This is a genomic window from Bacteroides sp. (assembly GCF_052357945.1).
Lineage (GTDB): Bacteria > Bacteroidota > Bacteroidia > Bacteroidales > Bacteroidaceae > Bacteroides.
On the sequence record NZ_DAWCXD010000181.1, the window covers coordinates 1 to 8,373 of the forward strand.

General features: G+C 39.4%; 11 protein-coding genes. All 11 read left to right on the forward strand.

Annotated elements, in window-relative coordinates:
- The first annotated feature begins 32 nt into the window (after window positions 1–32).
- The gene (locus ACT8YW_RS20480) at window positions 33–302 is read left to right on the forward strand and encodes a helix-turn-helix domain-containing protein (RefSeq protein ID WP_444106973.1); all 270 of its coding nucleotides are present in this window, start codon (window positions 33–35) and stop codon (window positions 300–302) included.
- A gap of 2 nt (window positions 303–304) precedes the next feature.
- On the forward strand, window positions 305–613 hold the full coding sequence (locus ACT8YW_RS20485; protein WP_117610444.1) for an AbrB family transcriptional regulator: 309 nt from the start codon (window positions 305–307) through the stop codon (window positions 611–613).
- Window positions 606–1,640, forward strand: coding sequence for an AAA family ATPase (locus tag ACT8YW_RS20490; RefSeq protein ID WP_032839743.1), 1,035 nt, complete (start codon window positions 606–608; stop codon window positions 1,638–1,640). The genes ACT8YW_RS20485 and ACT8YW_RS20490 overlap by 8 nt, the downstream gene beginning before the upstream one ends.
- Window positions 1,641–1,773: 133 nt before the next feature.
- Window positions 1,774–2,823: a DUF6371 domain-containing protein gene (locus tag ACT8YW_RS20495; protein WP_444106974.1), complete on the forward strand. Its 1,050-nt coding sequence runs from the start codon at window positions 1,774–1,776 to the stop codon at window positions 2,821–2,823.
- A gap of 2 nt (window positions 2,824–2,825) precedes the next feature.
- The gene (locus tag ACT8YW_RS20500; protein ID WP_007754879.1) at window positions 2,826–3,269 is read left to right on the forward strand and encodes a RusA family crossover junction endodeoxyribonuclease; all 444 of its coding nucleotides are present in this window, start codon (window positions 2,826–2,828) and stop codon (window positions 3,267–3,269) included.
- A 50-nt stretch (window positions 3,270–3,319) separates the two neighbouring features.
- Window positions 3,320–3,592 carry a hypothetical protein gene (locus tag ACT8YW_RS20505; RefSeq protein ID WP_117610441.1) on the forward strand — a complete coding sequence of 91 codons (273 nt, stop codon included), beginning with the start codon at window positions 3,320–3,322 and terminating at the stop codon, window positions 3,590–3,592.
- 133 nt (window positions 3,593–3,725) lie between these two features.
- Window positions 3,726–4,145 (forward strand): hypothetical protein, encoded by a 420-nt coding sequence (locus ACT8YW_RS20510; RefSeq protein ID WP_444106975.1) that lies wholly within the window; start codon window positions 3,726–3,728, stop codon window positions 4,143–4,145.
- A gap of 57 nt (window positions 4,146–4,202) precedes the next feature.
- Window positions 4,203–5,984 (forward strand): hypothetical protein, encoded by a 1,782-nt coding sequence (locus ACT8YW_RS20515; RefSeq protein ID WP_444106976.1) that lies wholly within the window; start codon window positions 4,203–4,205, stop codon window positions 5,982–5,984.
- 4 nt (window positions 5,985–5,988) lie between these two features.
- The gene (locus tag ACT8YW_RS20520; RefSeq protein WP_007754900.1) at window positions 5,989–6,150 is read left to right on the forward strand and encodes a hypothetical protein; all 162 of its coding nucleotides are present in this window, start codon (window positions 5,989–5,991) and stop codon (window positions 6,148–6,150) included.
- Between the two features lie 25 nt (window positions 6,151–6,175).
- On the forward strand, window positions 6,176–6,505 hold the full coding sequence (locus tag ACT8YW_RS20525; protein WP_117610438.1) for a hypothetical protein: 330 nt from the start codon (window positions 6,176–6,178) through the stop codon (window positions 6,503–6,505).
- A gap of 9 nt (window positions 6,506–6,514) precedes the next feature.
- On the forward strand, window positions 6,515–8,353 hold the full coding sequence (locus ACT8YW_RS20530; protein WP_444106977.1) for a phage tail tape measure protein: 1,839 nt from the start codon (window positions 6,515–6,517) through the stop codon (window positions 8,351–8,353).
- Window positions 8,354–8,373: the final 20 nt, after the last annotated feature.

An 8,373-nucleotide genomic window follows, 5' to 3' on the forward strand; every position in this document is an offset into this window, starting at 1 on the left:
AACTTTATCAATGACGGGCAACTTACTATCTTTTGATTTTATGTCGAACTCACGTATTTGTAGATGTGATTGTAGATAGAGTTTCAGAAAGAATATTGTCTGTAACTGCTAAGAAAGAACCAAAGTTCTACACTCGAAAAGAAGCCGCTGAAATCCTTCATGTCACCTTACCAACATTGGCGAGAATAACAAAAGACGGACTTCTTATCTCCAAGCGTGTAGGTAGTAGAATCCTGTATGAAGCGGATGCTATTGATGAGGCAGTAAAAAAGCAGGTCGTATTCAAATATCGGAGGGCGTGACTATGAAAGAAAAGAAAAAGGCAGCCTCCACGACCGCCAATCTCCAACATAGATCCGGAAACAAAGATAGCAAATCATCTCGAATAATTCAACAGGTACGATCTATTTTCTTATCTGGTCGGAAAGTAACAGCAAAAGAAATCAACGCTGAAACAAATTCGAATGATGCCAGACGTGTAATCTCCACCCTCCGTAATGATGAAGGCTGGGACATTAAAGACGTTCGTCTGGACGATAGAAGAAAACTATACTGGTTAGAGCCGGACAAACGGCAAATGTCTATTGATTGGGAGGTTAATGGCAATGAGTGAAGCAATAAAACAGATTGTTAGCGAATTTGAAAAGCCTGTGATTGAGATTCCATCCGATATAATGGATGCTATTCAATGTAGCCGCCTGGACTTATCACAAAATATCCCCGATCCGCAAATGCTCGTATCAAAAGGAAACCTACCTGTATGTACCCGGGGAAATTTTTCTTTCGTTATTGGGTTACCCGGTGCAAGAAAGAGTTTTCTATGTTCTGGTATTGCCGGGGCGTTCCTGAATGAAAACGGGTGTATGGGATTAGACAACCCGAACGGATCAGGAAAGTTGCTTTGGATTGATACGGAGCAAGCACCGGGACACGTGGCGAAGATTGGCCGGAGACTACACCGCATTGCAGGGCTTCCAACTAACATCAATTCAGATAATATCATTATTCACATGTTGAGAGAGTATCAGCCGCCAATAAGACATAAAATCTTTTATGCGTGCATGAATCTATATCATCCTGATTTTGTCGTTCTTGATGGAGTTAGTGATCTAATAGCCGACCCTAACAGTTCGGAGCAATCAACGTCTGTAATTAATGATTTGATGGCTTTTACAAAAGAATATGATTGCCACGTTCTGACAGTCATTCATGCCAATGTAGGAAGTGAAAAAGCCCGGGGACATCTTGGATCGGAAGCTTTGCGGAAGTGCGAAACAGCGATTTTTGCGGAGGCTAAAGGAGATGTAACGTTGTGCAAATGGGCTAAAACTAGAGATATGCGACCGATGGACTTTGCATTTATGGTTTTGGAAGGGCTTCCCGTTGAGGCTGAATACATACCCATTGAAGCAAAAACGGATAAACTACAACAGACTTTATCAAGTATCATGCCTCAATATCCGGCAACTATAACCTATTCGGATTTAAGACAGAAACTAATGCTACATCTTGGAGTGAAAGAAAGAGCGGCAGAAAAGAATGTTACGAAAGCGGTAGAGAATGGATATATTATCAAAAATCAGGTAGGCTGTTATTACCTGCCAAAGATTGAAAAAGCTAATGATACACTACCATTTTAATAACCGTTACCGTACCGTACTTTTCTACCGTACTCATCACCCCTTCTATAGAAGGGGGTGAATACGGTTAATACGGTATACGGCAAAAATACGGTTATTAATACGGTGCTATAAAATTTAAAGATTTTGATTTATGAGTGAACATACATATCACCTACAAAAATACGCAGGAACGAGTACCCGCCACACCTGCCCGCAATGCGGACATAAAGGAGAATTTACTTATTATGTTGATGAAAGGAATGTTCCTATTGATGAATCGTGCGGACGTTGCAACCGGGAACGTTGCGGCTATCATCTGACACCTTCGGAATATTTCAAGGCACACCCGGCCAATAAACGAAATGAGTTTACCACATGGAAACAGCCGGAACCACCTAAAGCAATTCCCGTATCTTATCTACCTTCTTCGTTGTTGGCAACAGATACACACCGAGACAGAAACAATCTATTCCGGTTTATGTCTAAAGAGTTCGGAGATGTTGAGGCAAACCGGGTGTTTGATCTCTACCATGTCGGGACATCTCGCCACTGGAGAAACAATGACGGATTATCTACCACCTTTCCACAGATTAACGAAAAAGGCAAATTATGCCAACTAAAGGTTATGGCTTATAATCCCAATACGGGAAAACGGATGAAAAAACAAGACCGGGCGGAGATGTGGAGCGATAAGGCGCAAAAGTATATTCCAGATACTCGACCGATGGATAAGATTTGGTTTGCCGGGAAAACGCTTCTCAAAAACTATGAGGCTAATCTTCAGCAAACATTCTTCGGTTGCCATTTAATAAAAACCTCATCCCGGATAGGAATTGTTGAAAGTGAGAAATCAGCCCTTATATGCTCTATTTTGATGCCCAAAATCACTTGGATAGCATCAGGAGGCTGTAACGGATGCAAATGGACGGAAACAGCCGTTTTCAAGCCGTTATCAGGCAAAAGAGTAGTTTTATATCCTGATAGTGGAATGTTGGCAAAATGGGAAGAAAAAGCCGAAATATTGCACAGCGCCGGAATAGATGTAACAGTTAGCCGGATATGTGAAGGACTACCGAATAACTGGGACGTGGCGGACGTTCTTCTTCGGGAACGACATACACAGAAAGGTATGAATATTGGTGAAATAATGGCTTATGCCAAAGAAATAGGAGTTTCCCGGCAAATAACATATAACGTTTGAGTATGGAAATAGAAATAATATACGGGCAAGTGATAGCGAAAGCAAATAACTATCAAGCCGTACCGGGCAAAGACGGTCAGAAACGGATCATCAAAAACGACCGGATCAGGGAGTATGAGAAATCCTTCTGCCTACAATGCAAGAAGTATCGAGGAAAGCGCATTTCCGGTCGTTTCAAGCTATTTATTCGTGTATGGCATGGGAATATTCGCTTCGATCTGGATAATGCCTTAAAAACGATCCTTGATTGCTTGCAAATGGTGGAGGCTATTACAAATGACAGCCTTTGTTTTGAGATTCATGCGGAGAAACGGATAGACCGACGGAATCCGAGAGTAGAGTTTGGTATGGAAGAGATAAACGAGCAAAAAAATATATTCAGCCAAAATAAAGCGAGCGAAAATCACTTTCATCTGTCAGATGAGCAAGAGTACCAAAAAGAGTAAATTATCATTTTCGCTCACCTTAAAATGAGCGAGAGCAACATTTAAAAGTTATGGAAGCAATTAAAGAATTAAAGAAAGAGTTTATTAAGAACAAAGAGCGATTTATCCAAATCGGATATAATCCCCAAACTGAAGTTTACTTATACAAGCGTATATTTCCAGGAGGAGCAATCGTTTATGAAGTGTTCAAACGCAAGATAAATAAACGGTTTAACTGTGTTAGCTATCCCGGTAACAACGCCTTTGGTTATTGGGCTTTGACATTCCCCAAATATGAGCAAGCGAGATATTATTTAGATAATGGGTTTATAAAACCCTCGTAAGTTTATTTTTAAAAGAATCATTTAAACAAATGCCCATTAAACGAGGAAAAGTATTATCAGATAGGTGTTTGTCTAATCGTTGCAAAAGAATTAGAGAACAAATATTTTATTAACCAATTTAATTTTTTAGGTCATGAAACAAGAAACATTTTTCGGAGTAAGAAAAGATAGTGAAAAACATCTTTATGTGAGAAGATGTGACAACAACGAAGTCCTTATCACTAAAACAGTAAACGGGGAATCCATAACAGAAGAGAACACCGTACACCTAAATGCGGAAGAAGCCCGTAAACTGGGGATTCAGTTGCTAAAATTAGGTAGTGAAGAACTGCCAAAATCTGGAATAGATCTTAAAACGGAATCTTTCGTAGACAAAATCACGGTATACAGAGGAATAAACCCGGACGAAACACCGGCCAATCTCACAGTTATCACCATTGATGAAAGTGATGAAGCCAGACAAGTAAGGGAAGATAGCGGAGAGGAGCCCGGCTTTTCCATTGAAGGCGAAGAACTGGAAAAACTCATTTCCGCACTGGCAAAGATTGTATAACCGATACCGGGTAGGTCTGCTTCGGATGGTCTACCCGGTATAAATAAAAAATATGCTATGACAAGAGACGAATTATATATCAATAACACAAAAGCCGATCTTAACAAGACGGATATTACTTTGAGCTATAAGAGTAACCTGCTAACCGATATTAGTAAAATTATAAGTAATAGGAGTTATACGATCAGGTTGCCTAAAACAGCAAAGAATCTGGCTTTGATTGAGTGTTCACATCTTCCCAGCTCAATAAGCCGTTATCCTTACCTAAAGCATAAAGGTACGTTATTACGGAATGGCATTGAGATGATTAAAAATGCCAATGTAGTACTACTAGAAACTGGCGAAACAATAGAGGTTGCTCTTACATGGGGAAACGTCACAAACTTTGCTGGCGTGGTAAACGATGGCAAGAAGCTAACGGATATTACGCACGGGACAGTGGAAGGCGTGGATTGGGTAGTATGGAGTAATAAGGGAAGCAATTCAGCGCAATTTCCACTTATCGACTACGGGTTTAACTCCGATGATCCGAACGTGTGGTATCATCCTGTAGTGACTGTGAAATGGATTTTAGACAAGATTCAGGAGCAAAGCGGAGTGACATTTAATTTCCCGTCTGACAAGCTTACTGTTATAAATAAAATGATTATTCCTCTTTTGACAAGGAATGATTCACAAGAGATATATGATGCCTACCCAATGACTTTAAAAGTAACAGGGTATGATTCATCAATAATCAAATTTGAAGCTGTAGGAGATAGTACCCAACAGTATGTTAGCACTAATGGGAGCCGGGATATTTACCCGAAATTTGATTCAACATTGAAACTGAAAGGAACAATAGAAGTTTCATACACTTACTCACAGGGGATTGATTATTTAAATACGCCTTTTCAAATCACAGTTTATAGCACACCGACCAAGCAGGAGGAAATAATAAACATATATAAGCCGGCTGCATATATAGAACCGCCATATATTCGGCTAGTTTATAGCTTTGATACTTCTGCTACAGTTTATAAAGATGGATATTTTATAATATCAAGTGGAAACGGAAAACAACCGATAAATAGTGTATCAGGGAGTTTATCAGTAACGATAACAGAAAGAGAAGAGGATGTTTTACTAGGTGAGAAATTTCCCCTAGTTCCCAATCTTCCAGACATCAAGCAAATAGACTTCATTAAAGCCGTTGCCTCAATGGTCGGTCTGTTTGCTTTACCGGATGGCGAAAACGGGATCAAGTTTATTCCCTTCGATAATCTGTCTGCAAACAAATCTAAAGCTGTAGACTGGACGGTTCGTGTGATTATGGCTTATAAGAGCGTGACGCCAAGAAACTTACAGTACACCCTTGATAACATTGCTCAAAACAACTGGTTCCGGTATAAAGAAGATGATAATGTCATGGGAAACTATGACGGAAATATCCAGGTTGATGATGCTACGATTGAGTACGAACGTGATGCCATTACTTTGCCTTTCTCCGCCTGCAGTACAAAAGGAGGCGTTGCTTATATTCCTTTGTATTCCTACAACGATAACGGAGAACTACAGTATAATAAAGCCAATCCCCGGATATTATTGCTTGATGGTACGAAGGGAATATTCAAGGGGCTAGAATGGACTACCTTAATTGCAAATAACTATCAGACGTACAAAGGGCTAATCAATAATGCAAAGGTAGTGACCGAGTATATCCGTCTTAACAGTATCGAATTGCGGGACTTAGAGATGGATATACCGGTTTATTTGGCTCAATATGGTTGTTATCTGGCTATCATAGAGATAACGACCAAAGAAAACGATATATGCGAGTGTAAACTTTTAAAATTGTAATGTCATGGAAGAAAATGTAGAAGAAAAGATTCGGAGTATTACCGAACAGGCCAATCAAACTAGAAAAATGCTTTTAGAAGAGTATTTGGGACATTCTATCTCTATGGAGGAGGCTATAAATATGGAAATACCGGACGAAGCTCTGGATCATCTGGGAGATTTGTAATTTAATGATTTAATATAAAATGATTATGACAGAAAAAGATTTATTAAACAACAGAGAAGCCATGAAATTAGCTTTGGCTTTTGATAAGATGGCCAAAGAGTATAAAACTACTATTCAGAAAATAGTAGCAGAAGGCAAACGAGTTACGGAATTAATCCAAAACAACCGGATGGAGGCTGTATCAACATTATCAATGATCGAGAATCTGATAAATGAACATGAACCGGATTCCGAAAAACGTAAAAAAATGCTTTCACTCCTGGATAATCTGAATATCAAAGGAGATAGCAAAACTTTCCCAGCCCTTGTTATGGCTTTATTTTTTGCAAGTAACGGAGTATTAACCGAAAAATAGAAAAGAGTTATGAAAAATGAAAATACAGTAGAAAAAGTATTAGAGATAAAAGTCCGATATGATGATGCGATCCGGAACATTGCAAAATACCGGGCGGCTATTGACGATTTGAAGAAGGAAGAGGCAGAGTATAAAAAAGCCTTGAAGGACAAGAAAATATCACAAGAGGAGTATAATGCCAAGCTCGTAGAAACAGAAAAAAAGATGATGCACGCTATAGACGTGGTTCAGACGCTTACTAAAGATGTTAGAAATAATATAAAGATTGAAAAGGAGCAAACAGGTAGTTTAAAGCAACTCCGAGCACAATTATCCAATCTTACATCAGAGTATGACAGCCTTTCGGAAGTAGAAAGAAAAGCAAGCAGAGGGCAGGAACTTAAAATCAAGATCAACGGTATAACAGATTCACTCAAAGAAGCGGAAGGAGAAACTCAACGTTTCTACCGAAGTGTCGGAAGCTACGAAGAAGCCATAAAAAACGCTCTGGGAATGAATAACTCTTTTGCTGATTCCCTGCTACGTATGGCAGACAATGCCAAAAGCGGTTCCGGTCTTTTCTCCAATCTAAAAACGGAAGCTTCCGCCTTCGGAAATACCCTAACTTCCCTTTTAAAGAATAAAGTATTTTTAGGCATCGCAGGGATAGCGGGTGCTGGTGTTGTCTTTAAATGGTGGTATGATTACAATAAAGGTTTGGTTGAAGCTACAAAGTTAACAAGGCAATTCACTGATAAATCAGGGGATGATTTGAAGGCTTATCGAAGTGAAGTGCAAGCTCTGGCAGACTATTACGGGAAAGACTTTAAAGAAGTGCTTATTTCCGCTAATACGGTATCAAAACAATTTGGTATCACTTCCGAGAAGGCTTTGCAAATAATAAAAGACGGATTTATAGCCGGAGCAGATGCGAATGGCGAATTTCTGGATAGCCTGAAAGAATACCCGGCATATTTCAAAGAGGCTGGAATATCTGCCGATCAGTTTGTAGCCATCATCGCAGAGACCAACAAGCAGGGGATATTCTCCGATAAGGGTATAGATACGATTAAAGAAGCAAATATACGGCTCCGAGAAATGACAGATTCCACTGCCGCAGCATTAGAGGGGATCGGGCTAAATTCGAAGAAAATACAAAAGGAGTTACAAAGCGGGTCTATTACTACTTTTGAGGTTATGCAACTTGTTTCTGATAAATTGAATGAGCTTCCGGAAAGTTCCGCTGCTGTTGGTACTGCCATTGCTGATATATTTGGCGGCCCGGGAGAAGATGCAGGTTTGAAGTATATCCGGACACTGAAAGATATTTCTACCAATTTGGATGAAGTGAAAGCTAAGGCCGGAGAGTTAGGACGTGTCGAAGAAGATTTAATTAATTCTCAAACCGAATTAACAAAAGAGATTGCTTTGCTGTTTGATGCTACCGGAGGATCATTTGAGAAAATGACAACTAAGATTAAGCTATTTGTGAACTCCGTTCTTTCAGAACTAATTAAAGAGGTTAGAGGGCTGTTTGATACCGTAGAAACTATATCCAATAGAGAAGAAGCCATTGCAAAACGATTAGGAGAGACTATTGGGACAGACATGGCAAAAAAGAAGTATATTGATATAGAAAAAGCTCGGAAAGAATATATTAAACAGGGAATATCCGACAATGAAGCTTTAGAGAAAGCAAAACAAGATCAACTAAAGATTCTCGAATTATCATTGGCACAAGAGGAAGAATATTTCCAAAAGACTATAGATATAAACGAGAAATACAATAAAGAACTAAAAGATGCTTCAATTATTAGACAAGGACTAGGGCTGTATATTATACACATCTACGAGCCAACGAGACACTAAGACATCTCGTATGCCGTCTT